Source organism: Micromonospora sp. WMMD1128 (genome assembly GCF_027497235.1).
Classification (GTDB): domain Bacteria; phylum Actinomycetota; class Actinomycetes; order Mycobacteriales; family Micromonosporaceae; genus Micromonospora.
In genome coordinates, this window is record NZ_CP114902.1 from 6,583,459 (window position 1) to 6,608,011 (window position 24,553).

The following is a 24,553-nucleotide window of genomic DNA, read 5'->3' on the forward strand; positions in this document are numbered from 1 at the left end:
AGCCGACGCCCGCGGGCCCGGGTGGAAGTTCCAGAAGTCGGGCGTGACCCATATCACTCCAGGTCAACCGCTCGTTGGACCGGTATGGACGTGTTCTCGCGTACGTTCCTTCCGGCCGCCGCCGAGACCGGCCTGGCGCTCCAGACCGCCACCCGGCACATGCCGGTGTTCCGCCGGTGCGTCGGCTCCGGCGACGCCACCATCCTGGTCACCCGGTGCAGCCGCCCGGAGCATCCGGTCGGCGGCGAATACCTGATGCTCCTCACCCACCGCCGACTGGTGGTGACCCGGCAGACCCGGGTGTTGCACCGGCTGCGCCTGCACCTCAACACCGAGCTGCGGGAACTCAGCAACGTCACGTGGAGTCCGGACCCGCGGGCGCACCGCCTGGAGTTGGCGGCCACCGCCATCGACGGGGTACGCGAGCGGTTTCTCATCCGCACCCACCACCCCAGGGCGGTGTGGCAGCTCGACGCGCTGCTCAACCACGCCTTCCGGACCCGGCTGCGGACTCCGGCGGAACGACTTGTCGCCACCATCGGTGACGCGCCGGCCGGCAACCGGCCCGCCGTGTTCCGCCCGGCGCCGGCCCGCTGACATTCTCCTTACCGAATTCGAACATGTCCCTGACGGTCCGGTGGGCGGCCGGTCGGTCATCATGGGCCGGTGACCGCCGCCGACGCGCAGCGCGGGCTCGTCCTCGTGGTCGAGGACGAACCCGCCATCGCCGACCTGGTCCGGCTCTACCTGACCCGGGACGGCTTCGGCGTACACCTGGAACGGGACGGCACGGCCGGGCTGGCCGCCGCGCGGCGGCTGCGCCCGGTGGCCTGCGTGCTCGACATCGCGCTGCCCGGCCTGGCCGGCACCGAGATCTGCCGGCGGCTGCGCGCGGCGGGTGACTGGACGCCCGTCATCTTCCTCACCGCGCGCGACGACGAGGTGGACCGCGTGGTCGGCCTGGAGTTGGGCGCGGACGACTACGTCACCAAGCCGTTCAGCCCGCGTGAGCTGGTCGCCCGGGTGCGGGCCGTGCTGCGCCGCAGCGCCGGCACGCCGCCCGAGCAGCCGCGGGTGCTCGGCGCGGTGACGCTCGACCCGGCCCGCCGGGCGGTGACCGCCGGCGGGGTTCCGGTGCAGCTCACCTCCACCGAGTTCGACCTCCTGGCCCACCTGATGGCCCGTCCCGGCCGGGTCTTCACCCGGGAGGAGCTGCTGGCCGCCGTCTGGGGCTACGTGGCGCACGGCGGCACCCGGACCGTGGACGTGCACGTGGCGCAGGTCCGGGCGAAGCTCGGCCCGGTCAGCGTGATCCGCACCCACCGTGGCGTCGGGTACGCGGCAGATGCGTGAGCAGCACACGGTGGCGTTGCCGATCGTCCGGCCCGGCCCCGCCGCGCCGCCGGCCCGCCGCTGGTACGGCCACACCCTGACCGCCCGCGCGGTGCTCGTCACCTGCGCGGTCGCGCTGGTGTCGGTGCTTGTCACCGCGCTGGTCGCGGTCCCGCTGGCGGTGCGCGGCGTGGAACGTCGGGACCAGGCCGCGCTTGCCGCGCAGGCCCGGCTCGCCGCCGACGTGCTGCGGGTCCGGGCGGTGCGCCAGCGCGACGGCGCCGGGGACCGGCTCATCCGGCAGCTCCGCCAGCAGCAGATCGAGGTGTACCTGCTCCGGGGCGGCCAGGTCGACCGGAGTGGGCTGCCCGCGCCGCTCGTCGCTCGGGTGGCCGCCGGCGGGAACGTCTCCGGCCGGCGGCTCGTCGACGGGGAACGCCGGCTGGTCGAGGCGCGGGCGCTGCCCGGCGGCGACGGGGTGGTGCTCACCCGGGCCGTCACCGCCGGCCCCTGGCGGCAGGTGCTGCGCGGGCTGTGGCTGCCGCTGTTGGCCGGCCTCGCCGCCGGGGCCGCCGCCGGGCTGCTGCTCGCCCGCAGGCTGGCCCGGCCGATCCGGGTCGCGGCCGACGCCGCCGCCCGGCTGCGCGCCGGTGACCGGGCGGTTCGGGTGCCGGTCGAGCCGCCCGACGAGGTCGCCGATCTGGCGTACGCGCTCAACGGGCTGGCCGCCGCGCTCGCCACGAGCGAGGGGCGGCAGCGGGAGTTCCTGCTCTCCGTCTCGCACGAGTTGCGGACCCCGCTGACCGCGATCCGCGGCTACGCCGAGGCGCTCGCCGACGGTGTCATCGGCGCGGACGCGGTCCCGGCGACCGGCCGGACCGTGCTCGCCGAGGCCGAGCATCTGGACCGGCTGGTGAGCGACCTGCTCGCGCTGGCCCGGCTGGAGGCCGCCGACTTCCCGCTCGAACCGGGTCCGGTGGACCTGACCCGGGTCGTCGCCGACGCCGAACGCACCTGGTTCGACAGGTGCGCGGCGGTCGGGGTGCCGTTCCGGGTGGAGACGCCCGGCGCGCCGGTGCCGGCGTACACCGATCCGGGGCGGATCCGGCAGGTGGTGGACGGGCTGTTGGAGAACGCGCTGCGCGTCGTACCCCCGGGGTCGCCCGTGGTGCTCGCGGTCCGGCCGGCGGGCGGGGGCCCGGCGGCCGGCGGGGTCCTGGAGGTCCGCGACGGCGGGCCCGGCTTCACCGACGACGACCTGGCGGTGGCGTTCGAACGCGGCGCGCTGCACCAGCGGTACCGGGGGGTGCGCAAGGTGGGCAGCGGGCTCGGGCTGGCGCTCGCCGCCGGGCTGGTGCGCCGGTTGGGCGGCGACATCGCCGCCGGGCACGCCCCGGAGGGCGGCGCGGCCTTCGCCGTCCGGCTGCCCGCGGATCCTTACCTGGCCCGAACATCGGCCTGACGCTGCGCGCGCGTCACCGGGGGATGCTGACGTCACCACCGACGAGAGGAACACCGATGGCACGTCAGCGAATCGTCACCGGCGCCACCGCACTGCTCGCCGCCGCGGCGCTCGGCCTCGCCGGCTGCGGCGCGGCACAGTCCGGCGTCGACGCGGCGCAGTCCGGCGTCGGCGCGGCCGGGGAGAGCGCGGTCGAGGTGGCCGCCGCCATGGGCGTGGACGGACAGGCGCTGGCCGCGCTCGGCGTCGACCCGGCCGACCTGGACGTCGACCCCGTCGCGGCGCCCGCGCCGTCCGCCTCCGGCACGCCGGAGGCCGGACCGAAGCGCAAGGGGGACCGGGCCCAGGAGTGGCGCAAGCGGGGCCGGGCCCGGGTGCTGCTGCGGAAGAACACGCTGCACGGCGAGGTGGTGGTGCAGACCAAGGAGAAGGGTACGAAGACCGTCGCCGTGCAGCGCGGCGCGGTGACCGCGATCGACGCGACGTCGGTGACCGTGAAGTCCACCGACGGTTTCACCATGACCTGGACGTTCGACGAGAAGCTGCGGGTGGTCGAGCGCCGCGCCACGATTCGGTCGACCGACGTCAAGGTCGGCACGACGGTCGGGGTGGCCGGGACGAAGGAGGGCGACAAGGGGGTCGCCCGGCTCATCGTGGTGCCACTCAAGCAGAAGTAGGGTGGGCGGGCTGCTGTGACCTGACGAGCCCGCCAGGCTACGCTAAGCCCCGACTTGCCATCGCCTCCGTGGAGAACCCGTGAAGCTCTCGATCCTCATGCCGGTCTACAACGAGGAAGAACGTATCGCGGATGCGCTCAAGCAGGCATTGGCGGTCGACTATCCGTGTGAGATCGAGCTCGTCGTCGTGGACGACGGCAGCCGGGACGGCACCGGCGAGGTGCTCGGCCGGGTCGACGACGCCCGGCTGCGGGTGATCACCCACCAGCGCAACGCCGGCAAGGGCGCGGCCATCAAGACCGCCGTGGACAGCGCCGAGGGCCAGTACATGGTCATCCTCGACGCCGACCTCGAATACGACCCGCAGGACATCCCGCGCCTGCTGCAGCCGGTGCTCGACGGGCACGCCACCGTGGTCTACGGCAATCGCACCTTCGGCAGCCACAGCTCCTACAGTTTCTGGTACGTGATGGGCAACAAGGGCGTCACGCTGGCCGCCAACATGCTCTACAACTCCTACATCGGCGACCTGGAGACCTGTTTCAAGCTGATGCCGTTGGAGCTCTACCGTTCGCTCCAGGTGCGCTCGCGGGGCTTCGGCATGGAGGCCGAGGTCACCGGCAAGCTGCTCCGCCAGCGCATCCGCCCCTACGAGGTGCCGATCAGCTACCGCGCCCGGGGTCGCGAGGAGGGCAAGAAGATCACCTGGAAGGACGGCGTCGAGGCGATCTGGATCCTGGCCCGCGAGCGCGCCCGGCGCCGCCCGGCCAAACCCGCCGCCGTTCGCTGACCCGCACGGCGACCTGAGGACCCCGCACCGCTCCCGGTGCGGGGTCCTGTCGTGCCGGGAGCGGTGCGGGGTTCCGTCGTGCCGGCGGTCAGCCGGCCGGGGTGAGGAACGCGTCGACCGAGCGCCGCAGGCCGGTCGCGTCCAGGCCGTGCCAGCGGTCGTGGTCCTCCGGCGCGCCGTAGCGGCGCAACTCCGTCCGGCCCACGCCGAGGGAGAGCAGCCGGTGTGGCCGGTCGGCAAGCGCCTCCGCCACCACCCGGGCCGAGGTGCCGGCCAGGTACGGCTCGACCAGGATCACCTCGGCGCCGGCAAGCGCCCGCAGCCCGGCGGTGTCGAACGGCCGCGGCCGGTGGGTGTAGGCGACCGTGACCGGCCGGTTGGCCACCGCGCGCAGCGCGGCGTCCAGCACCGGCCCGACCGCCACCAGCAGCGCCGCGCCCGGCCCGGCGTCGCGGACCACCCGCAGGCCACCCGCCTGCGGGTACGCGACCGCGTTGCGGGCGGTGGACAGTCGCAGGTACGCCGGGTCCCGCCCGCACACCACGTCGCGCAGCAGCGGGCGTACCTCGTCGGGGTGGCCGGGCACGTGCACGGTCCACCCGTCGAGCGTGTCGATCAGCGCCACATCGGCCGGCGCGAGGTGGGTGCGCCCGGCCGCCGCCCGGTCGTACGAGGCGCCGATGCTCACCAGCACCGCACCGACGCCCTGGTGGTCGAGGTCCAGCTTGATCTGCTCGTACGCGCGCTCGACCAGGAACGGGGCGTAGCTGTGCACGATCGGCCGCTGCCCGGTCAACGCCAGCCCGCCGGCCACGCCGATCATGAGCTGTTCCCGGATCCCGACGTTCACCACCCGGTCCGGGTACCTGGTGGCGGCCGGGGCGAACGCGGCGGCGGAGATGTCCGCCAGCACGAGCACGCTCCGGGGGTCCGCAAGCACCTCCTCGGCGCTCGACACGAATACGTCCCGCATGGTCATGGCGTCACTCCCCGTCGGCGACGGCCGCGACGACGACGTGCGGCCGGTGGTGGTCGTGCCCGGTCAGGGCGGTGTGCAGGGCGTCGTGGTCACGGCCGTCGACGGCGGCGCCGGTCCACCCGTTGACGGTGAACCGGCTCGCCGCGCCGCCCGGCCAGCCGTGCGTGGCGGAGCGGTTGTCCACCACGATCGCGGTCAGGTTGCCCAGCCCGGTCGCGCCCGCGTACGCGATCGCCTCGTGGTTGGCGCCCTCGTCCAGTTCGGCGTCGCCGAGCAGCACGTACACCCGGGGGTTGGTCCGTCCCTGGGCGCGCAGGCCGAGCGCGACGCCCACGCCCAGCCCGAGCCCGTGGCCGAGCGAGCCGGTACCCACCTCCACGCCGGGCACCAGCGTCCGGTCCGGATGGTCACCGAGCCGGCTCGCCGGGCCGCCCTGGTCGTCCAGCCACTCCGCAGGCACGAAACCCCGGGCGGCGAGCAGCGCGTAGTACCCGGCGACCGCGTGCCCCTTGGAGAGCAGGAACCGGTCCCGGTCGGGATCGTCCACGGTGGCCGGGGTGATCCGCAGCACCCGGTCGTAGAGGACCTGGAGCACGTCGAGCGTCGAGTACACGTTCGCGCCGAACTTGCGGCCGGCGCGCACCCGGTCCAGCAGCGTGGCCAACTCGGTGGCGGTGGTCGTCGTCATGTCGATAGCCTCGAACCTCAACCGAACTTCACCTCAAGGTCCTGTGATGCACGAGGCAACCCTGACCATCGGCCAGCTCGCCGATCGCAGTGGCGTGGCACCCTCCGCGCTGCGCTACTACGAGCGGCTCGGCCTGATCCACGCCGCGCGCACCGGCGGCAACCAGCGCCGCTACGCCCGCACCGAGCTGCGCCGGGTCGCCTTCATCCGGATCTCCCAGCAGGTCGGCGTGTCGCTCGATGAGATCCGGGAGGCGCTCGAATCGCTGCCCGCCGGGCGCACGCCCACCCCGGAAGACTGGGCCGCGCTCTCCCGGGCCTGGCGGGACCGGCTCGACGAGCGGATCCGGCTGCTCGGCAAACTCCGCGACGACCTGGACGGCTGCATCGGCTGCGGCTGCCTGTCGTTGCAGCGCTGCACGCTCTACAACCCCGGTGACTCGCTGGCCACCGAGGGCCCCGGCGCGCGTCTCGTGCTGCCCCGGGACTGAGGCGTCACCGCACCAGCAGCACCTTGCCCAGGTGGTCGTTGGTCTCCACCAGCCGGTGCGCGTCGGCGGCGTCCGCCATGTCGACCCGCGCGTGCACCACCGGCCGGACCTTTCCGGCCTCCACCAGCGGCCACACCTGTTCGCGTACGCCCCGGGTGATCGCCGCCTTCTCGGCGAGCGGCCGGGAGCGCAACGCGGTCGCGTGCACCGAGGCCCGCTTCGCCAGCAGCATCCCGAGGTCGAGTTCGCCCTTCCGGCCGCCCTGCATGCCGATCACCACGAGCCGCCCGCCGGTCGCCAGCGCCGCCACGTTCCGCGGCAGGTAGGACGCGCCCATGATGTCCAGGATCACGTCCGCGCCGCGCCCGCCGGTCACCCGGCGTACCTCCTCGACGAAGTCCTGCTCCCGATAGTCGATGGTCTGCGCGGCGCCCAGCGCACGCAGCCGCTCGTGCTTCGCCGCCCGCGCGGTCACCACCACCGTGGCACCGAGCGCCACCCCGAGCTGGATCGCGAACGTGCCGATGCCGCTGCCGCCGCCGTGCACAAGCAGCGTGTCCCCCTCCGCCAGCCCGGCCAGGTCCACCACGTTCGACCAGACCGTGCAGGCCACCTCCGGCAGCGCCGCCGCTTCCACCAGGTCAACCCCGGCCGGCACCGGCAGCAACTGCCCGGCCGGCACGGCCACCCGCTCGGCGTACCCGCCGCCGGCAAGCAACGCGCAGACCTCCTGGCCCACCGACCAGCCGGTCACGTCCGCGCCGAGCGCCCGGACCGTCCCCGAGCACTCCAACCCGGGGTACGCGGGCGCGCCCGGCGGCGGCGGATAGTGGCCCTGCCGTTGCAGCAGGTCGGCCCGGTTGACCGCGCTGGCCCGCACGTCGACGACCACCTCGCCGGGGCCGGGCTCGGGATCGGGGACCTCGGCCCAGACGAGCGCCTCGGGTCCGCCGGGTTCGCTGATCGTGATCGCACGCATGGCACAGTCTTACCCGATCCGCGGTTCATGGCAGACTAGGCGCGGTCGCGTACCCCGTGCGGGAGCGCGCCGGGAGGGTTCGCCTAGTGGCCGATGGCGCTGGTCTTGAAAACCGGTAAGGCAGCGATGTCTTCGTGGGTTCGAATCCCACACCCTCCGCCCGCGACACCCAGGAGGCAGCGGTGACGGACGCGGCGGTGGCCGACGTGCTGGCCGAGCTGGCCGCGCTCGACGACCCGAAGGTTCGCGCGGTCAACGAGAAACACGGCGACGACCACGGGGTCAACCTGGGCCGGCTCCGCGCGCTCGCCAAGCGGCTGAAGACGCAGCAAGAGCTGGCCCGTGAGCTGTGGGCCACCGGGGACAGCGCGGCGCGGCTGCTGGCGCTGCTGATCTGCCGGCCGAAGGCGTACGGGCCGGACGAGTTGGACGCCATGCTTCGCGAGGCGCGCACGCCAAAGGTGCACGACTGGCTGGTCAACTACGTGGTGAAGAAGAGCCCGCACGCCGAGCCGCTGCGGGTGGCCTGGCTCGCCGACCCGGATCCGGTGGTCGCGAGCGCCGGCTGGGCGCTGACCACGGAACGCGTGGCGCGAAGACCGGCCGGGCTCGACCTGCCCGGCCTGCTCGACGTCATCGAGGCGGAGATGCGGGACGCGCCGGACCGCCTCCAGTGGGCGATGAACCACTGCCTGGCCCAGATCGGGATCGAGCACGCGGCGCTGCGCGCCCGGGCGGTCGGCATCGGGGAGCGCCTGGCGGTGCTCAAGGACTATCCGACGCCGCCGGGCTGCACGTCCCCGTACGCGCCGGTCTGGATCAGTGAGATGGTGCGCCGGCAGCACGACAGCGGGGTATGAAGGGGCGCAGGACATTTTCCCGCGCACTTCGGAAGGACCCGTTTCGATGACCCTGGAACGACCGATCGCCCCGGATCCGTACGAGCTGCTGCCGACCGTGCCGTCGTTCGACCTGACGAGCGACGACGTGCACAACGGCGAGCCGATGGACGCCCGGTACGCGCACGACAGCGCCGGCGGTGAGAACGTCTCGCCGCACCTGTCCTGGTCGGGTTTCCCGGCGGAGACGAAGAGCTTCGTGGTGACCTGCTTCGACCCGGACGCCCCGACCGGCAGCGGCTTCTGGCACTGGGTGCTTGTGAACGTGCCCACCTCGGTCACCGAGCTGTCCACCTCGGTGCGGGAGGCCGACCTCGGCGGCGCGTTCAGCATCCGCAACGACTACGGCGACACCGGCTACGGCGGTGCCGCGCCGCCGCCGGGGGACCGCCCGCACCGGTACGTCTTCGCGGTGCACGCGGTCGACGTGGAGCGCCTCGACGTGGGCCGGGAGGCCAGCCCGGCCTACGTCGGCTTCAACCTCGCGTTCCACACCCTGGCCCGAGCCGTGATCCGCCCCACGTACCAGCTCAAGGACTGAGGTGTAAGGCGGGGGCCCTTCTTAACAGGTAGGTGTTAAGAAGGGCCCCCGCCTATACCGGAAGCGTTAAGCGGGGCCCCCGCCTTACACCCGGGCCACCGCGAACACGGACTGGCCGAACGGGGGGCGCAGCAGCTGCTCGGCGGCCTTGGTGGCGGGCAGCACCAGCGTGTCGTAGACCTTCACCATCGGGCCCTCCTTCGGCATCAGCCGGAAGACCTTGGTGGCCATGAAGTAGCCGATCAGGCCGAGCGCGTTCGCGTAGTGGATCTTCTCGACGGTGAGCCCGGCCTCGGTCATCGCCGTGGCGAGCGTCTTCTTGGTGTAGCGCCGGACGTGCCCGGTGGCGATGTCCGCCGGGCCCATCGCGAACTGGAACGCCGGCACGATGATGATCACCGCGCCACCGGGGCGGACCAGGTCGCGCATGCTGCGCAGCGCGCCCACGTGGTCGTCGATGTGTTCCAGCACGTTGTACGACACGGCGGCGCTGTAGTCGCCCCGCTCGGTGTGTGGCAGCAGCATCTGCCGGACCTCGATGCCGGGGTGCTGGGCCAGTCGTTCCTTGAGGTTGACGAGCCGGTCCGGGTCGGCTTCGGTGGCGGTGAGCCGGGGGATGCGCTCGATCCATTCGAGGGCGTAGTCGCCCAGGCCGCTGCCGATCTCGATGGGGTTGTCACCGAGGTAGGGCACGGCCAGCTCGACGAACCAGCGGCGGTGGTTGACGGCTGTGGCCAGCCCTTCGAGCACCTCCGCCTGGACGCGCTGATCCCCAGTGATTTCTGCCATGCGTCGATTCCTCACGATATTCCTGACCCGCGCCTGGACCGTCAGAGTCAACCATCTGGATGGCTGAGGGGAAAATCGGGACACCGGGGGTGGCCGAATGCGGTCGGGTGGGGCACGTGATCGGCGGTCGGCGAACTCGGCACATAGTACGTGAGTCCCCGAAAAATGTCACGGGGCCGTCATAATCCGACTACGCTCTGAATTGATATGACTACTCCGCATTCGGGCGCGGATCCTCGGCGGGGGCGGCGCACCGACGCGCTCGCCGTGCTCAGCTTCGTGCTGCTCGCGTTCTGGGTGACGGCCCGGCTCTGGGCGGACCCGGCGAACGGCGTACGGGACAATCGCACCGATCAGGCGCAGTTCGAATGGATGATGGCGCACGGTGCGCGCGTCGTCACGGATTTTGCCTATCCCTTTACCTCCGACCGAATGAATGTGCCGGACGTCGTCAATTTGATGGCAAATACGTCCGTATTATCCATTTCGTTACCCCTGTCGCCGGTCACGGTGTGGTGCGGACCGCGCTGGTCATTTCTCATTTTCCTCACCCTCGGCCTCGCCGCCACCGGAGCCGCCTGGTATTTCCTGCTCTCCCGGGTGGTCGTCGGCGCCCGGGGCCCGGCCTGGCTGGGTGCCGGCTTCTGCGCGTTCGCGCCGGCCATGGTGTCACACGCCAACGCCCACCCCAACATCGTCAGCCAGTTCGTGGTGCCGCTGATCATCTGGCGAACGCTCCGACTGGCGCAGCCCGGCCGCTGGCTACGCAACGGGCTGCTACTCGGCCTGGTGATCGTCTGGCAAGCCTTCCTCAACCTGGAGATCCTGCTGATGACCGCCATCGGCCTGGGCGCGGTGGTGCTGGCGCTCGCCCTCGGGCGGCCCGCGCTGCGGTCTGCGGCCCGACCCTTCGCCGCCGGGCTCGGGGTGGCCGCCGTGGTGGCCGGGGCGCTGCTCGCGTACCCGCTCCACGTGCAGTTCGCCGGCCCCGGCGCGTACTCCGGGCTCTCCACCCTGATCCGGGGTTACTCCACCGACCTCGCCGCCTACCTCGCGTGGTCCCGGGAGTCGGTGGCCGGCGACGCCCGGGGCAGCGCCCCGCTTGTCAAGAACGCCACCGAGGAGAACGCCTTCTTCGGCTGGCCGCTCGTGGTGCTCGTCGCCGCGCTCGTCTGGTGGCTGCGCCGGAACGCGGTGGTCCTCGGGCTGGCCGCGGTCGGGGTGGTGTTCGGTCTCTTCTCGCTCGGTCGGGAGATCCACTTCGACGGACGGGACACCGGCGTTCCCGGCCCCTGGGCCGCGTTGGAGAACCTGCCGGTCCTGCACTCGGTGGTGCCCACCCGCTGGTCGCTCGCGCTGACCCCGATCATCGGCGTGCTGCTCGCGCTCGGCGCCGACCGGGCGCGGCGGCTGGCTCGCAGGCATCCGGCCGCGCGGGGGCAGATCCGGTTCGCCACCGGCACCGTGCTCGCCATGGCGCTGCTGCCGATCCTGCCCACCCCGCTGCCCGCCACGCGCCTGGACCCGACGCCGGCGTTCGTCACCTCCGGGGCGTGGCGGCCCTACGTGGCCGGCGGGCGGAGCATCGTCACGCTGCCGCTGCCCGACACCACCTACGCGGTCCCGCTGCGCTGGTCCGCCGAGACCCGCCTGGAGATGCCGCTGGCCCGGGGCTACTTCCTCTATCCGGACACCCGTCCGGGCGCCGACCGGGTCGCGCTCTTCACCGCGCCGCCGCGCCCCACAAGCACGTTCTTCGAGACGGTACGACGCACCGACGCGGTCCCGCCGATCACCCCGGCGGACCGGCTGGCCGCCGTCGACGACCTGCGCTGGTGGCGGACCGGAGCGGTGATCCTCGACCCTCGGCTGCGGCAGGCCGAGTCGCTGCGCCGGGCGATGACCGAACTGACCGGAATCACCCCGACCCGCACCGGTGGGATCTGGCTGTGGGACGTGCGCCCGTTCGTCGACTGACAGACGGTCAGCGGACGCAGCAGCCCTGGCAGACCTTCGGGCGGGGCAGGGTGAAGGCGAGGCAGCAGGTGCGCCGCTGCACGGTCGGCTCGCCCGTCGGGCCGGGCACCAGGTCCACCAGGTCGGCGAGATCCAGCGCGTCGAGCAGCGTGCCGACGGCCGCCGCGCTCGGGCCGGGCAGCACGTCCGCGGCGCGCAGGATGCCGTGTGCGATGCCGGAGGCGACCGAGCCGAGCAGCGTACGGGTGCCGATCCGGACCTCGCCCTGGATGGCGGCGATCAGCGGGGCGAAGTGGGCGTCGAGCAGCGTCGTGCGCAGCGCGCGGAGCAGCGCGGCCTCGTCGGCGACCACCCGGACGCCCGGCGCGCCGGCGAGCGCCAGCGGGTCGCCGGGCAGGACAGCCACCGGGGTGCCGTCGCGCAGGCCCAGGGTGAGCAGTTGGTGGTGGTCCTCGAAGTGCACGAGCACGTTCGCCGGGTCGAGCAGCGGCACCCGCCGCGCCGAGGCCCAGCCGAGCACGGCCGGCAACGCCGTCCAGTAGCTGTAGGACTTCCAGGCGAGCGCGGCGCAGGCGTGCGGGGTGCCGCCCCAGCGCCGGCCGGCGGCGGTCAGGAACGCCGGGAGCAGCGTGCCGTCGATCAGGTGGGTGGCCGGGGCCCAGCGGTCGAGCTCGTCGCGGACCAGCAGGCCGGGCGCGAGCCCGGGCAGAACGTCGGTGCCGAACATGGCGCGCAGGGTGGCGGTCACCGGGGCGAACGGGCTGGCGACGTCGCGCGCCGGCATCACCGCAGTCACCTGGCCGTCCCCTGTCTGGTCGCCCGTCGGCCGGCGCGTGTCGTCGACCGAAGCTAAGGCTAGCCTAACCACAGGACTGGGCGGAGGGAAAGTGGCGCCACGAATCGGTGCAGGGAGGTCCCGGTCACTCCGCCGCCGTCCGTACTACCCGGCGGGGTGGGCGGAAAACGCCGCCGGGAACGCCGCCGGTGCGCGCGCAAGCATCGACGTTCGCCGCTGAAATGTCAAGGTGAGTGTCGAATACGAGGCAGTTTCCGTACACGCTCGACCACGAAACGTGAAAATGGACTTCCCGCGTGCGAGGAAGCTGATGACCTCACCGATCGAGCGTGCCGCCGACTCGTTCGCGACCGAACTCGCCCGGCACCGGACCGGCCGAGGGCTGTCCAAGAAGCAACTGGCGACGCTGATGGGCTTCGACCCGTCCTACGTCAGCCACGTCGAAGGGCGCCGGCACCGGCCCACCGAGGACTTCGCCCGCCGGGCCGAGGCCGTCCTGGAGGCCAGCGGCGCGATCTGGCAGCGCTTCCGGGAGTACGACGAGCTGCGGCACAGCCGCGGCACCGGGGCGCACCGGGACCCACCCGTACCCGGCCAGTGGCTGCCACCCGGCACCGGACTGGTGGTCGAACGCGAGGTCGCCACGCTCACCCACACCGGCGACGGCTACCACTGCGCGATCCGGCGGGAGCTCTACAACGCCGGTACCGAACCGGTCAGCCGCTACCTGGTCCGGGTCGCCGTCGACCGCTACCCCAACGACCCGGGCCGCTCCAACCGGCACCACCGCGAGCACCCGCTCACCTTCGCCGAGCTGCAACTCGCCGCCTACCGGGACGACGGCGGCGGACGCGAGCCGATGCACTGGCGGGCCAAGCACGACCGGGACGCGTTCAAGGAGATCTGGCTGCTCTTCGAGAACGACGAGGGCCGCTTCCCGCTCTACCCGGGCGACCGGGTCACCATCGAGTACGCGTACCGCGTCGGCCGGGACAAGTGGGGTCCCTGGTTCCAGCGCGCCGTACGCCTGCCCACCCGGCACCTCGCGGTCCGGCTCGACCTGCCCGCCGACCTCGACCCGAAGGTGTGGGGCGCGGAGACCTCGCTGTCGGCGGAGGAGGGGCCGCTGCGTACCCCGATCCAACGCACCGCGGACGGCGACCGGGTGAGATACGACTGGGGCACCGACGACCCGCCGCTCAACGCCCGCTACCGCATGCAGTGGCGGTTCCGCACCCCGGAACCGGACGCCGAACCGGACAGCACGCCCGCGGGCGAGACCCGGGTCCGCGCCAGCGACCGGATGCGGGCGGTGGGCATCGTGCAACGCGGCGACGACCTGCTCCGGCAACCCGCCCGCCAGTTCGACCTGCCGGCCGAGGAGGGGTACGCCCGACAGGTGGTCGACCGGCTCGCCGGGATGCTGGCCCGCCTCGACGAGCTGCACCCGTTCAGCAAGGGCGTCGGCCTCGCCGCGCCGCAGCTCGGGCTGGGCTGGGCCGCCGCGCTGGTCCGGCCCGCCGACCGGGCGGCCGAGCCGGTCGTGCTGCTCAACCCCCGGGTGGTGGACACCGCCACCGAGACCGACGAGCAGTACGAGGGCTGCCTCTCCTTCTTCGACCACCGCGGGCTGGTGCCCCGCCCGCTGCGGATCGACGTGGAACACGCCCAGTGGGACGGCAGCCGGGTCATCACGTCCTTCGAGTACGCCATGGCACGGCTGGTCGCGCACGAGATCGATCACCTGGAGGGGCGGCTCTACGTCGACCGGATGGCGCCCGGCGTGCCGCTGGTGCCGGTGGAGGAATACCGCGAGACCGGCACCCCCTGGCGCTACTGACACAGCTCCGGCACGCGGGCCGGTTGCCGGACCGACCCGCGCGCCGGGAAACGGGGGGCCGGGTCGCGTGCCCCAGGGGGCGGGGGCACGCGACCCGGCTTGGGGGGAGAAAGGTATCAGAGGGTGCCGAAGGTGTCGTACCGGATGTGGTCCGGCGGGACGTCGTCGGCGGCGAGCGCCCGCAGGGTCGCCCGGACCATGGCGGCCGGACCGGAGACGTAACAGTCGTGCGCGGTCCACGGCCCGTACCTGGCGACCACCTCGGCGACGTCACCGTGCTCGCCGGCGAAGTCCGGGTCGTCGCTGCACGACGGCGTCACCGACAACCACGGGTAGGTCGTCACCAACTCCTCCAGGCCGGGCAGCCCGTACAGCTCGTCCGGACGGCGGGCGCCGTAGAAGACGTGCACCCAGCGGGTCCGGTTGACCCGGGTCAACTCCTCCACGAGTGCCTTGACCGGGGCCAGCCCGACCCCACCCGCCACGCACAGGATGTCGCGGGTGGAGTCCGGGTCAAGTGTCATCGAACCCATCGGCGCGGCCAGCCGCAGCAGGTCACCCGGCCTGGTCCGGCGGACCAACGCGCCGGACACCCAACCGGCGCCCCCGGCCGGCGTGCGGACGTGGAACTCCAGCACGTTCTCCTCGTTCGGGGCGTTCGCCACCGAGTACGTCCGCCACGTCTGGGGGAGGTGCCGCGGCACCTCCACGCTCACGTACTGGCCGGCCTGCCAGGGCAGCGGATCCTGGAGCGCCCGCACGGTCAACACCGCCGTGTCCGGGCCGAGCCGTTCGTGGGTCAGCACCTCGGCGTGCCAGAACGGCGGGTTGCCGTCGGCCTCCGCGCCGGCGAGCATCCGTGCGCTGATGCTCGCGTACGCCTCTCGCCACGCCTGGTCGTACTCCAGGCTCCAGCGGTCCCCGGCGACCGTCCGCAACCCGTCCAGCAGGGCGATGCCGAGCGTCCCGTAGTGCTCGGCCGACACGTGGTACTTCCGGTGGTCGCGGCCCAACGCGCGCAGGTACTCGTCGAACGTCTCCGGATCGTCCACCGTCTGTGCGGCCGTCACGATCGCCTCCAGCAGCCGGTCTCGCTGCCCGCTCATCTGCACCGGGAAGAGCTTGCGCAGCTCCGGGTCGAGCAGGAACAGCCGGGCGTAGAAGTGGCCGGCGAGCCGCTCCCCGTGCTCCTCGACCAGGGCCCAGCTCTCCTTCAGCAGCCGCGCGACGTTCTCCACAGGGGCACGCTCCTTCTCCGGGCGGCAGATCGGCCCGGACAGAATGTCCACGGAGCGTGTCCGCCGGTCGCACAGAATGTGCGACCGGCTCACCTGACCGTCGAAGTGGTTTCATGGTCCGGTGACTGTCGACGAGTTGGCCCGCCCGGTCTCCCGCCGGGTGCTGGGCACCGAGACGCTGCTCGTGCTCGGTCTCTCCCTGGGCCAGTCGGCCGTGTACGCCCTGGTCTCGCTGATCGCGAAGCTCACCGCGTCGGGCGGGCTGTCGAAGCAGACCGCCGCGCTCAACACGTCCGCCTCGGCCCGGCCGTATCTCGACCTCACCTATCAACTGCTCGGGATCGCCTTCGCGCTGCTGCCGGTGCTGCTCGCCGTACACCTGCTGGCGCGTGACCCCGGCGACCCGGCGCGGACCCTCGGCGTCGACCTCGGCCGGCCCGGCTCCGACCTGGTCCGGGGCGCCGGCCTGGCCGCGCTCATCGGCCTGCCCGGGCTGGGGCTGGTCTGGGTGGCGGCCCAGCTCGGCGCCAACGCCACGCTTGTGCCGGCCGCGCTGCCGCACCTGTGGTGGGCGGTGCCGGTGCTGATCCTCGCCGCCGTGCAGAACGCCGTGTTGGAGGAGGTGATCGTGGTCGGCTACCTGGTCACCCGGCTGCGGCAGCTCAACTGGCGGATCGGCGCGGTCCTCGCGACGAGCGCCGTGCTGCGCGGTTCGTACCACCTCTACCAGGGCTTCGGCGCGTTCGTCGGCAACGCCGTGATGGGGGTGGTCTTCGGGCTGTTCTACCTGCGTACCCGCCGGGTGGCCCCGCTGATCGTCGCGCACACGCTGCTCGACGTGGTCGCCTTCGTCGGCTACGCGCTGCTGCCGAAATCCTGGTTCGGCTGGCTCTAGCCCTGGTTCGGCTGGCTCTGACCCGTCGACCGGTATCGGCCGACCGCCCGGCCGGCGACCCGCTCGGCCGCCGCCGTGCCGCCGGTCACGGTCGCCAGCACCGCCGCGCCCGGCAACAGCCGCGCGGCCAGCCGCAACCCGAGCCAACCGCCCGCCTGCGCGGTCACCGGCGTGGCCAGCCGCCAGGCCGCCTCGGCCACCCGGCCCCACGGCCCGTCCGCCGGCTCGCCGACCTCCCGAGCCGCCGCCAGCGCCGCCCGCGCCACACCCTCGTCCGGGTGCACTGACGTCAGCACCAGCAACTCCGCCGCCCGGTCCGGATCCGTCGGCTCGTGGCCGTAGGCGGCGGCCATGTGCAGCACCAGGTTCGCCTGCGTCCAGAGCACCACCGCCAGCTCCGCCGCCGGCGCGAACACCCCGGCCCCCGCCGCCAGCGCACCACCCGTACCGGCCATCCGGACGAACCGCCGGGTCGCCAGCCGGGCCACCCCGTCGGCGTCCGCCAGCGGATAGGCCCGCCGGACCTGCTCCACCCAGCTCCGGGCCCGCGGCCCGAGCGCGTCCACCGCGGCCAGGGCCAGCAGCTCCGGCGCGAACCCCGGGTGGTCACGCAGGCGCGGCCCCACCGCCCGCCAACCCTCCACCGGGGTACGCGCATCCGCCGCGCTCGTCAGCGCAACGCTGTCCTGCTCGGGTGTCGTGGGTGCCGGGACCGGCTCGGTGGCGACAGCCGACCCGGTTGACGTCTGCGCGTCCGGCTCGGTGGTGGTGGCTGGTTCAGTGGACGCCTGCGCGTCCGGCTCGGTGGTGACGGCTGGTCCGGTGGACGCCTCCGGGCCCGGCCCGGGGGAGACGCCGGCGGCTGCCTCGGGCTCTTGGTCGTCGCCGGCCGCCGGGTCCGGTGCAGACCGGGCAGGCGTCCGCTTGGTCGCGCGCTTCGCCGGGCTCGTCTTCGCGGCCCTGGTGGTCCGGCGGGCCCGGGCGGCCCGAGGCGCGGACCCGGCTCCCTCCGACGCGGCGTCGGGCGCACCCGGCTCCACCCCGGTCGGTGCGGCGAAGTCCGGCGAGACGGGAGTCGTCGGGGCCGGCGCGGCCTTCCGGGCAGCCTTCCGCGCGCTCGGAGCGGCCTTCTTCTCGGCGGGAGCGCGGACCACCCGCTTCGGGGCCGCCTCGTCGGCGGCCGGGGCGCGGACCACCCGCTTCGGGGTTACCTCGTCGGCGGACGCGGGTGGCTGGGTCGTTCCTGACGCGTCGGCAGGCGTGCTGGAACCGGACCCGGACGGCTCCGCAGGCGGTGCGCCGGGCGGCGTACCCGGATCGGTGGTGGACGTCTCCGCGGCCGGACGCGGGCGCGGAGCCGGCGGTCCGTCGAGGGCCGGCGCGTCATCCGGGGGCGGCGCGGGCGGCTGGAAGAGCACGGTCGGCGCGGCCCGGCGGGCCCGCTTCCGTGGCGGAACGTCGCCCGTCGCGTCGGTCGGCGTCGGCTCGGGCGCGGGCGGCGGGCTGAAGGTCGGTCGGGGGGAGCGGCTCCGCCGGGCCTTGGCGGCGGGGGGATCGCTCGGCGGCTGCTCCTGCATATCGATGGAGCGTAGTCGCGGACGTGACCTGGCACACGGTGAAAACACGGCGGCCCGGCGGGGCTCCGATAGTCGCTTTGCTCCCGGCGGGGGCGGACCTGTATCCTCGGGCGCGGTGGCCTTCGGGGCACCAGGGAGACTTCGCCTAGTCTGGTCTATGGCGCCGCACTGCTAATGCGGTTGGGGTCTTAAAGCCCCTCCCGGGTTCGAATCCCGGAGTCTCCGCGCAAAAGCCGGGTGTGTAGACTGGCCGAGCACTGAGCGCCCGTAGCTCAATGGATAGAGCATCTGACTACGGATCAGAAGGTTAGGGGTTCGAGTCCCTTCGGGCGCACAAGATCATGAGGGGTCTGAACTGCCATAACGGCAGTCAGGTCCCTCATTGCATCTGTCCCTCCCCCCGCACCGGTTGACCCTCGACGACGTCCCGATCGACGTCGCGGACACCTTGCCGCTGGACAGCCAGACCCGGGCGTTCGTCGCGGCCGTCCGCGGCGACAACGTCCTGTCGAAGGCCATCGATCTGGCACTTGCGGTGCGGGTGGCCGAGGTGCTCACCACCCTCGGCGCGACCCTGGCGATCGCACACGTCTGATCCGTCACGGTCGCCCGCCGCCGGTGGCCGGCGGGCCCACCACCGTGGCCTCAGGCCCTCGCCGATGCCGCCGCTCCCGCGATTGTCTCATTACGGTAACGGCCATCAACACGTATTGCGCAACCATATTTGCTAGTCACATCCTGGCAACCTCGCTGAAATGCAACTCGTGTTGACGGAGGTTGATCGTGACGGTAAGGCGAGCTGATGTCGCCAAGCTGGCGGGAACGTCCCCCGCTGTCGTCAGCTATGTCCTCAACGGAGGACCCCGCTCGGTCGCCCCGCACACCCGCGCCAAGGTGCTGGCCGCCGTCGAGCAGCTCGGCTACCGGCCCAACGGCATCGCCCGGTCGCTGCGCATGAACCGCACCATGACCCTCGGGCTGGTGGTGCCCGACAACGCCAACCCGTTCTTCGCCCAGCTCGCCCGCGCCATCGAGGAAGAGGCGTTCGCCCGCGGCTACACGCTGCTGATCGGCAACGCCGCCGAGGACGACCACCGTCAGACCACCTACGTGCGTACCTTCCTGGCCCGCCAGGTCGACGGCGTGTTCCTCGTCCCGGCACACGGGCCGGTGGGCTGCCTGCCGGAGCTGGAGCGCTCGCGGGTGCCGTGGGTGTCGCTGGACCGGCAGGTCGCCGGCGCCACGGCGCCCGCGGTGCTTGTCGACAACCGGGGCGGGGCGCGCGCCGCGACCGAGCACCTGCTCGCCCACGGCCGCACCCGGATCGCGTGCATCGCCGGACCCCGCGACGTCATGCCGGCCACCGACCGGGTGGCGGGTTGGCGCGACGCGTTGGCGCAGGCCGGCGTGCGGCCCGCCGAGATGCTTGCCTGGCACGCGCCGTTCGGCCGGCGGGCCGGCTACGAGTCGACCCGGGCGATCCTCGCCGACCCCCGCAACCGTCCGGACGCGATCTTCGCGGCCAGCGACCAGCAGGCGATCGGCGCGCTGCGGGCCATTGCCGAGCTCGGGCTGAGGTGTCCGGACGACGTGGCGCTGGCGTCGTTCGACGGTATCGCGCCGGGAGCGTTCGCCACCCCGGGGCTGACCACCATGGTGCAGCCGTTCGCGCAGTTGGGACGGGCTGCCATGGACCACCTGCTCGGGCAGCTCGGCGGCGCCGAGCAGCAGCCGCAGGTGCTGCCGGTGGAGTTGCTCGCCCGCGGTTCCTGCGGATGCGACGACCCGCCCGGTGGCGGCCACGCGAGCGCGCGGGCCGGCAGGGAAGAAAACGTGGGGAGCCGGCAATGACCAGGGTGGCGGTGGTTGGCAGCGTCAACCTCGACCTGACCGTCGCGGTGTCGCACCTGCCCGACCCGGGTGAGACGGTGCTCGGCTCGGACGTGTCGTTCCGGCCCGGTGGCAAGGGCGGCAACCAGGCCGTGGCCGCGCGGCGAATGGGCGCCGACACGGTCCTGTTCGCCGCGGTGGGCGCCGACCGGTTCGGCACCGACCTGCGGACGGCGTTGCAGGCCGAGGGACTGCCCGCGACGGGCCTCACCACGATCGACGGCGTGGCGACCGGGCTGGCCATGATCGTGGTCGAGGGTACGGGGGAGAACACGATCGTGGTCGCTCCCGGCGCGAACGAACTGCTCGACGGGCAGCCGCTCACCGCGCAACTGCCGCCGCTGCTGGCGCCGGGCACGGTGTTGCTGCTGCAACTGGAGATCCCGATCGCGACCTGTCTGGGTGCCGCCCGCCTGGCCCGGTCCGCCGGAGCGACGGTGCTGCTGAACGCCGCACCGCTGCCCAAGGTGATGGACCCGGTGTTCGCCGAGCTGCTGACCGCGGTCGACGTGCTCGTGGTGAACGAGGGCGAGGCGTGGCACCTGAGCGGCGAGCAGGGCGACCCACCCCGGGACGACGCGGGCTGGCAGCGCCTGGCCGCCGGGCTGACCGACCTCGGACCGCAGGTGTGCGTGGTGACGCTCGGCGGCGACGGCGCGGTGCTTGCCGGTCCGGGCACGGCGCTTGCGTGCGCCGGGTTCGCGGTGCCGGTGGTGGACACCACGGGCGCGGGCGACGCGTTCTGCGGCGCGCTGGCCGTGTCGCTGGCCCAGGGCCTGGCGCTCGGCGAGGCGCTGCGGCGTAGCTGCGCGGTGGGCGCACTGGCCACGACCCGGATGGGCGCGCAGGCCGCCCTGCCGACCGTCGACGAGGTGGACGGCTTTCTGGCCCGGGACGGAAGGGCGTGAGCATGCGGCGCGACGGCATCTGGCACCCGAGGTTGGCGGGACTGCTGACCGCGATGGGCCACCACGACAGCATCGTGATCGCTGACGCCGGGCTGCCGGTGCCGCGCGGCGTGGAGACGATCGACCTGGTGTGGTCGCGCGGTCAGCCCGCGCTGCTGCCGGTGCTGCGCGCGGTCTGCGCGGAGCTGCCGGTCCAGGAGGCGGTGCTCGCCCACGAGCTGAGCGATGTGGGGTTCCTGGCCGGAGTGCGCGCGGCGGTCGGCGACGTGCCGACCGGCGCGGTGGCTCACGACGAACTCAAGGCGTTGTGCGCCGACGCCCACGCGGTCGTGCGTACCGGTGAGGCGACGCCGTACGCGAACGTGATCCTACGAGCGGGAGTGGCGTTCTGATGGTCGAGACGGACTACGCCGAGCGGGTCTACGCAGGCGTGCTGGGAAAGATCATCGCGGTGTACCTGGGCCGTCCCTACGAGGGCTGGACCCACGAGAAGATCAGCGCCGAGCTGGGTGACATCACGTACTACGTCAACGACCGTTGGGACGTGGCGCTCAAGCACCACCTGCTTGTGGTCGCCGACGACGACATCAGCGGCACGTTCGTGTTCCCGCGGGTGCTGGCACGCCACCCGGAGCCGACAAGCGCCGAGGTCGGGCACACCTGGCTCAACGAGATCGTCGAGAACGTCAGCGTGTTGTGGTGGGGCGGGCTGGGAAACTCCACCGAGCACACCGCCTACCTGCGGATGAAGGCGGGAGTGGTGCCCCCGGAGAGCGGGTCGATCGCCCGCAACGGCACCGTCGTCGCCGAGCAGGTCGGGGCACAGATCTTCGTCGAGGGTTTCGCGATGACCCGACCGGGTGACCCGGTCGCCGCCGCCGACCTCGCCGAGCGCGCCGCGCGGGTCAGCCACGACGGTGAGTCGATCCACGCCGCCCGGGTGGTCGCCGCGCTTGTCGCCGGAGCGTTCACGGAGCCCGACATGGACCGGCTGCTGGACACCGCGGTCGGGCTGATCCCCGCCGACAGCCTCATCGCCCGGGTCATCGCCGACGTGCGGGCCTGGTCGGCGCAGGCGTCCGACTGGCGCGAGGTCCGCGACCGCATCGATGAGGTGTACGGCTACCACCGTTACGGCGGCAACTGTCACGTGGTGCCCAATCACGCCACGGTCATCCACGCCCTCGTGCACAGCGGCGGTGAGTTCGCCGACGCGATGAAGGTGGTGTGCACCTCCGGCTGGGACACCGACTCCAACGCCGGCAACGTCGGGGCGATCTGCGGCGTACGCGGTGGCCTGGCCGGGCTCGCCGACCCCGACTGGCGCGGCCCGCTTGCCGACCGCATGTACCTGCCCACCGTCGACGGCGGCTCCAGCGTCACCGACGCGGCCACCGAGGCGATCAACCTGGCCAACCATGGCCTGCGCTGGGCCGGCCACGAGCCGCTGGCCCCGAAGGACGGCGCGCGGTTCCACTTCGGGATGCCCGGCTCGACGCAGGGCTTCACCGTGCGGTCGGGCGTCGGCACGCTGCGCAACACCGCCGGGCGGCTGGACGTCAGCGGCCCGGCGACGGTCACCACGCCGACGTTCGTCCCGCCCGAGGCCCTGGACATGCCGATCTACGGCATGGTTGCCAGCCCGACGCTGTACCCGGGGCAGACGATCACCGCCACGTTCACCGGTGCGGCCCAGGTCAGCCTGCTGGTCAGCTACTACGGCGCGGACGGCGAGCTGCACAGCGTCGTCCAGGCGCCGCAGCCGGCGGGGACGCTGGCGATGCGGGTGCCGGACCTCGGTGGGCACCCGGTGGCCGCGGTCGGTTTCCGCACCGACGGGCCGGTGGCGCTGGACCGGCTCACCTGGGACGGCGCGCCGACCATGACGCTGACCCGTCCCGCCGACGGCGGCACCATGTGGCGCCGGGCCTGGGTGCAGGCGGCCGACCAGTGGCTGCCACGCTGGCCCGAGCCGTTCCGGGTGGTGCAGAACAGCGGCACCGGCCTGCTCGTGCACGGCGAGGCGGGCTGGCGCGACTACACGGTCACCGCCGACGTCACCCCCCACCTGGCCCGAGCCGCCGGGCTGGCCGCCCGCGTACAGGGCGCCCGCGACTACTACGCCCTCGAACTGGTGGGGCAGGACACCGCGCGGCTGGTGTGCGGCGAGCGGGTGCTGGCCGACACGCCGTGGCCGTGGGAGTTCGGCGCCACGTACACCCTCACGCTCACCGTCGCGGGCAGCCGGCTGACCGGCGCCGTCGACGGGGAGATCCTGTTCGACCTGCACGACGAGTACCTGGCCCACGGCGGCATCGCGCTGCTGGTGACCGAGGGCCGAACCGCGACACACGAAGTGCGCATCACGCCTCACACCCCCTTGGAGTCATGATGGATCTCGCGATGAACCGCCGCCGGCTGCTGTCCAGAGCCGGTCTGATCGCCCTCGGCCTCACCGCGCCCGGCCTGCTGGCCGGTTGCGGGAGTGAGGATGAGCCGATCGTGCCCGGCGACAATCCGCAGGGCAAGATCGACCTCTGGATCGACGTGCAGGGCGACGCCAACCAGAAGTACTTCACCGAGAGCGTGGTGGGCGCGTTCGAGAAGGCGCGCCCCAAGATTGACCTGAACGCGACCTTCTACAAGGGCGAGGACCTGCGCCGCCTGATCCAGACCTCGCTGCAGGCCAAGTCCGGCCCCGACGTGGTCCGCGGCCCGTCGGCCACCCAGACCATCGCCTGGAGCCGGGCGCGCATCCTGGCCGACCTCACGCCGTACTCGGAGAAGTTCGGCTGGGAGTCGAAGCTGGCCAAGTGGGCGTTGCAGGCGTTCACGAACGACGGCAAGCTCTACGCCCTGCCCATGCGCGTGGACACCATGCTGCTCTACTACAACAAGTCGCTGTTCGCCCAGCACGGCTGGCAGACCCCGACCACCCGGGCCGAGCTGGAGGCCATCGCCGCCGATGCCCACGGCCGGGGCATCGTGCCCTTCGGCTCCTCGAACGTCGACTGGAAGGCCGCCGGTGAGTGGCTGATGACGGTCTTCTGGAACCACTACTCCGGCCCCGAGGCCCTGCACCAGGGCCTGTCCGGCCAGATCTCGTTCAGCGACCCGGTGTTCGTCGAGGCCGTCGAGCTGGTCAAGTCGTACTTCGACAAGGGCTGGATCGCCGGCGGCGCCGACAAGTACTTCTCCGTCCCGTCCACCGAGATCGGCGCGAACTTCGGCAAGGGCAGCGTCGCCATGGTCCCGCAGGGCAACTGGTTCATGAGCCAGGTCGGCCAGTACTTCGGCGCCAAGGCCAAGAACGACAACGAGTGGGACTGGATGCCGATGCCGGCGCTGCGGCAGGAGGTCAAGTACCCGCTGTTCGAGATCGGCATCGGCGGTTCGCTTGCGATCAACGCCGCCAGCAAGAACAAGGACGCCGCCGCCGAGTACCTCAACTGGTACTACGGCGACAAGGCCGCCGCTCTCAAACGCATGGCCGACGTGCCCTCGACCTACAACATCCCGGTCGACTTCGCCGACAGTGACATCCCGGCCGCCATCGATCCGCGCGCCGGCCGGGTGCTCACCGCGGTGAACCGGGCCGTCAGCACCGGCGACTACGGCTACGTCAGTTGGACCTGGTGGCCGCCGAAGACCGACGTGTTCATCTACGAGGGCCTGGAGCAGGTGCTCACCGGCAAGCTGACCCCGGCGCAGTACTGCCAGCAGTTGGCCGACCAGTTCAAGGCCGAGAAGGCCGAGGGCAACATCCCGGCGTTGCCCGCCCGGGGCCCGGCGAAATGAGCGTCCAG

General features: G+C 72.8%; 24 protein-coding genes and 3 tRNA genes. 20 read left to right on the plus strand and 7 right to left on the minus strand.

Features of this window, described 5'->3' with window-relative positions; all coding sequences use genetic code 11:
- Positions 1-84 precede the first annotated feature (84 nt).
- From O7602_RS29950 to O7602_RS29970, 5 genes are all read left to right on the plus strand, one after another.
- On the plus strand, positions 85-597 hold the full coding sequence (locus O7602_RS29950) for a hypothetical protein (protein ID WP_281585933.1): 513 nt from the start codon (positions 85-87) through the stop codon (positions 595-597).
- Positions 598-666: 69 nt separating this feature from the next.
- The gene (locus tag O7602_RS29955) at positions 667-1,353 is read left to right on the plus strand and encodes a response regulator transcription factor (protein ID WP_281585934.1); all 687 of its coding nucleotides are present in this window, start codon (positions 667-669) and stop codon (positions 1,351-1,353) included.
- Positions 1,346-2,794 carry a HAMP domain-containing sensor histidine kinase gene (locus O7602_RS29960; RefSeq protein WP_281585935.1) on the plus strand — a complete coding sequence of 483 codons (1,449 nt, stop codon included), beginning with the start codon at positions 1,346-1,348 and terminating at the stop codon, positions 2,792-2,794. The genes O7602_RS29955 and O7602_RS29960 overlap by 8 nt, the downstream gene beginning before the upstream one ends.
- A gap of 56 nt (positions 2,795-2,850) precedes the next feature.
- The gene (locus O7602_RS29965) at positions 2,851-3,471 is read left to right on the plus strand and encodes a hypothetical protein (protein ID WP_281585936.1); all 621 of its coding nucleotides are present in this window, start codon (positions 2,851-2,853) and stop codon (positions 3,469-3,471) included.
- A gap of 79 nt (positions 3,472-3,550) precedes the next feature.
- The gene (locus O7602_RS29970) at positions 3,551-4,261 is read left to right on the plus strand and encodes a glycosyltransferase family 2 protein (protein ID WP_281585937.1); all 711 of its coding nucleotides are present in this window, start codon (positions 3,551-3,553) and stop codon (positions 4,259-4,261) included.
- Positions 4,262-4,349: 88 nt separating this feature from the next.
- Here O7602_RS29970 and O7602_RS29975 read toward each other — a convergent pair whose 3' ends face one another.
- Both O7602_RS29975 and O7602_RS29980 read right to left on the minus strand, forming a co-directional pair.
- Positions 4,350-5,234 (minus strand): transketolase, encoded by an 885-nt coding sequence (locus tag O7602_RS29975; RefSeq protein ID WP_281590618.1) that lies wholly within the window; start codon positions 5,232-5,234, stop codon positions 4,350-4,352.
- A 10-nt stretch (positions 5,235-5,244) separates the two neighbouring features.
- A complete protein-coding gene (locus tag O7602_RS29980) occupies positions 5,245-5,928 on the minus strand; it encodes a transketolase (protein WP_281585938.1) in 684 nt (227 codons plus the stop codon).
- A 46-nt stretch (positions 5,929-5,974) separates the two neighbouring features.
- Between O7602_RS29980 and soxR the strand changes: the two genes are divergently transcribed.
- Positions 5,975-6,418, plus strand: coding sequence for a redox-sensitive transcriptional activator SoxR (gene soxR, locus O7602_RS29985; RefSeq protein ID WP_281585939.1), 444 nt, complete (start codon positions 5,975-5,977; stop codon positions 6,416-6,418).
- Positions 6,419-6,422: 4 nt separating this feature from the next.
- Here soxR and O7602_RS29990 read toward each other — a convergent pair whose 3' ends face one another.
- Positions 6,423-7,397: an NAD(P)H-quinone oxidoreductase gene (locus O7602_RS29990; protein WP_281585940.1), complete on the minus strand. Its 975-nt coding sequence runs from the start codon at positions 7,395-7,397 to the stop codon at positions 6,423-6,425.
- A gap of 72 nt (positions 7,398-7,469) precedes the next feature.
- Between O7602_RS29990 and O7602_RS29995 the strand changes: the two genes are divergently transcribed.
- The 3 genes from O7602_RS29995 (at position 7,470) to O7602_RS30005 (ending at position 8,837) form a co-directional block, all read left to right on the plus strand.
- Positions 7,470-7,556: transfer RNA gene (locus O7602_RS29995), tRNA-Ser, on the plus strand.
- Between the two features lie 23 nt (positions 7,557-7,579).
- On the plus strand, positions 7,580-8,257 hold the full coding sequence (locus O7602_RS30000) for a DNA alkylation repair protein (RefSeq protein ID WP_281585941.1): 678 nt from the start codon (positions 7,580-7,582) through the stop codon (positions 8,255-8,257).
- Between the two features lie 46 nt (positions 8,258-8,303).
- A complete protein-coding gene (locus O7602_RS30005; RefSeq protein WP_281585942.1) occupies positions 8,304-8,837 on the plus strand; it encodes a YbhB/YbcL family Raf kinase inhibitor-like protein in 534 nt (177 codons plus the stop codon).
- Between the two features lie 84 nt (positions 8,838-8,921).
- Here O7602_RS30005 and O7602_RS30010 read toward each other — a convergent pair whose 3' ends face one another.
- Positions 8,922-9,626 carry a class I SAM-dependent methyltransferase gene (locus O7602_RS30010; protein ID WP_281585943.1) on the minus strand — a complete coding sequence of 235 codons (705 nt, stop codon included), beginning with the start codon at positions 9,624-9,626 and terminating at the stop codon, positions 8,922-8,924.
- A 207-nt stretch (positions 9,627-9,833) separates the two neighbouring features.
- On the opposite strand from O7602_RS30010, the gene O7602_RS30015 reads away from it, so the two are divergent.
- Positions 9,834-11,603: a hypothetical protein gene (locus tag O7602_RS30015; protein WP_281585944.1), complete on the plus strand. Its 1,770-nt coding sequence runs from the start codon at positions 9,834-9,836 to the stop codon at positions 11,601-11,603.
- A 7-nt stretch (positions 11,604-11,610) separates the two neighbouring features.
- Here O7602_RS30015 and O7602_RS30020 read toward each other — a convergent pair whose 3' ends face one another.
- On the minus strand, positions 11,611-12,387 hold the full coding sequence (locus tag O7602_RS30020) for an IucA/IucC family C-terminal-domain containing protein (RefSeq protein ID WP_281590620.1): 777 nt from the start codon (positions 12,385-12,387) through the stop codon (positions 11,611-11,613).
- A gap of 319 nt (positions 12,388-12,706) precedes the next feature.
- On the opposite strand from O7602_RS30020, the gene O7602_RS30025 reads away from it, so the two are divergent.
- Positions 12,707-14,239 carry a peptide deformylase gene (locus O7602_RS30025; protein WP_281590622.1) on the plus strand — a complete coding sequence of 511 codons (1,533 nt, stop codon included), beginning with the start codon at positions 12,707-12,709 and terminating at the stop codon, positions 14,237-14,239.
- A 116-nt stretch (positions 14,240-14,355) separates the two neighbouring features.
- Here O7602_RS30025 and O7602_RS30030 read toward each other — a convergent pair whose 3' ends face one another.
- The gene (locus tag O7602_RS30030; RefSeq protein ID WP_281585945.1) at positions 14,356-15,477 is read right to left on the minus strand and encodes a globin domain-containing protein; all 1,122 of its coding nucleotides are present in this window, start codon (positions 15,475-15,477) and stop codon (positions 14,356-14,358) included.
- 121 nt (positions 15,478-15,598) lie between these two features.
- Here O7602_RS30030 and O7602_RS30035 point away from each other — a divergent pair, with 121 nt between their 5' ends.
- Complete coding sequence (locus O7602_RS30035; protein WP_281585946.1) at positions 15,599-16,372, plus strand: CPBP family intramembrane glutamic endopeptidase; 774 nt, start codon at positions 15,599-15,601, stop codon at positions 16,370-16,372.
- Here the strand turns inward: O7602_RS30035 and O7602_RS30040 are convergent.
- Entirely contained in the window at positions 16,369-17,949 is a 1,581-nt protein-coding gene (locus O7602_RS30040) for a hypothetical protein (RefSeq protein WP_281585947.1), read from the minus strand. The two genes, O7602_RS30035 and O7602_RS30040, sit on opposite strands and share 4 nt — an antisense overlap.
- Before the next feature lie 134 nt (positions 17,950-18,083).
- Between O7602_RS30040 and O7602_RS30045 the strand changes: the two genes are divergently transcribed.
- The 8 genes from O7602_RS30045 (at position 18,084) to O7602_RS30080 (ending at position 24,545) form a co-directional block, all read left to right on the plus strand.
- A tRNA-Ser gene (locus O7602_RS30045) sits at positions 18,084-18,174 on the plus strand.
- Between the two features lie 36 nt (positions 18,175-18,210).
- Positions 18,211-18,283 (plus strand) — tRNA-Arg (locus O7602_RS30050).
- 48 nt (positions 18,284-18,331) lie between these two features.
- Positions 18,332-18,544 carry a hypothetical protein gene (locus O7602_RS30055; RefSeq protein ID WP_281585948.1) on the plus strand — a complete coding sequence of 71 codons (213 nt, stop codon included), beginning with the start codon at positions 18,332-18,334 and terminating at the stop codon, positions 18,542-18,544.
- A 188-nt stretch (positions 18,545-18,732) separates the two neighbouring features.
- Positions 18,733-19,800, plus strand: a complete 1,068-nt coding sequence (locus tag O7602_RS30060) for a LacI family DNA-binding transcriptional regulator (protein WP_281585949.1) — start codon at positions 18,733-18,735, stop codon at positions 19,798-19,800.
- A complete protein-coding gene (locus O7602_RS30065; RefSeq protein WP_281585950.1) occupies positions 19,797-20,747 on the plus strand; it encodes a ribokinase in 951 nt (316 codons plus the stop codon). Before O7602_RS30060 ends, O7602_RS30065 begins: the two co-directional genes overlap by 4 nt.
- Positions 20,748-20,749: 2 nt before the next feature.
- Positions 20,750-21,139, plus strand: coding sequence for a D-ribose pyranase (gene rbsD / locus O7602_RS30070; protein WP_281590624.1), 390 nt, complete (start codon positions 20,750-20,752; stop codon positions 21,137-21,139).
- Entirely contained in the window at positions 21,139-23,139 is a 2,001-nt protein-coding gene (locus O7602_RS30075) for an ADP-ribosylglycohydrolase family protein (RefSeq protein WP_281585951.1), read from the plus strand. The genes rbsD and O7602_RS30075 overlap by 1 nt, the downstream gene beginning before the upstream one ends.
- Positions 23,136-24,545: an extracellular solute-binding protein gene (locus tag O7602_RS30080; RefSeq protein WP_281585952.1), complete on the plus strand. Its 1,410-nt coding sequence runs from the start codon at positions 23,136-23,138 to the stop codon at positions 24,543-24,545. Before O7602_RS30075 ends, O7602_RS30080 begins: the two co-directional genes overlap by 4 nt.
- Positions 24,546-24,553: the final 8 nt, after the last annotated feature.